This is a genomic window from Mesorhizobium sp. M2C.T.Ca.TU.002.02.1.1, assembly GCF_003997225.1.
Window position 1 is genome coordinate 1 of sequence record NZ_RZTO01001258.1, and the last position, 1,139, is coordinate 1,139.

Sequence of the window (1,139 nt, forward strand, 5' to 3'; positions counted from 1 at the left end):
CGCAGGGGTTACGCGGATCGGTTCCAATCATTCTAGCGCGCTTTGGAAGCGCGATGACGACAACGGAGTTTGCCGACCCAGGTCCTGACCATTTTGCCGTGCTGCTTTTTTGCTCCTTACCTCGTTGAGGGCCTCGATAGCGGCCTATGCCGCTACCGGCGCCCTGTATTGTTGTCCCGAGCTCAGCATCGCCCAGATGATGCGGGCGGTCTTGGCCGCCTGAGCCACGACCGCGACCTTGACCGGCCGCCTGGCCAGCAGGCCGCGTATCCAGGGCGAGCCTCTGTCGGGCTTGGCCCTGACCTGACGCAGCCAGGAACTGGCGCCGAGAATGAGCAGCCTTCGCAGGTCCCTGTCGCCGGCGCGGCTGATATGGCCTGTCAGCCTGTGCTTGCCGCCGGTGTCATGGCTCTTGCGGGTCAGGCCCAGCCACGCCGCGAAGTCCCTGGCCGAGGCGAACTGACGACCGTCGCCGATGGCTGCGATGATTGCATGCGCGATGATCGGGCCGACGCTCGGGATCGTCGTCAGCCGCAAGGCCGCTTGCTGCTGCCTGACCTGAGCCAGGATCTGCTTGTCCAGCTTACCGATCTCGCCATCCAGCGCGCGCCATTGCCCGGCCAGCGGCGCCAGGCAGATCAGCAGCGCCTCGGGAATGGCCTCATCCGAAGCCTCGATGCGCCGCAGCAGCGCTTCCAGGCCCGCAGCCCCCTGGGCGCTCGTCAGGCCCATCTCGTAGAGCATGCCACGCATGGCGTTGGCCAACTGCGTGCGCTGGCGCACCAGAAGGTCACGCGTGCGGTGCAGCGCTCTGGCCCACTGCTGTTCGACTGTCTTGATCGGCACGAAGCGCATGTCGGGCCGGCTCACCGCCTCGCAACAGCCGTGCGCGTCGCGGGCATCGTTCTTGTTGCGCGGGACATAGGGCTTCACATAGGCCGGTGGCATCAGCTTGACCTCATGGCCGAGCGCGCTGAGCGTGCGGGCCCAATGATGGGCCGAGCCGCAAGCTTCCATCCCGATCAGCGCCGGCGGTTGCGCGGCGAAGAACTTCGCCACCTGCGCGCGGCGCAGTTGACGCTGCACCACCACGCGCCCGCTCGCATCCACGCCGTGCACCTGAAACACATTCTTGGCCA

Annotated in this window: 1 protein-coding gene; it reads right to left on the minus strand. The window is 66.6% G+C overall.

Annotated features, from left to right (window positions below):
* Positions 1 to 144: 144 nt before the first annotated feature.
* Positions 145 to 1,139, minus strand: a 995-nt coding sequence (locus EOD07_RS35260) for an IS110 family transposase (protein WP_245470617.1), incomplete at its 5' end; no start/stop codon positions are given.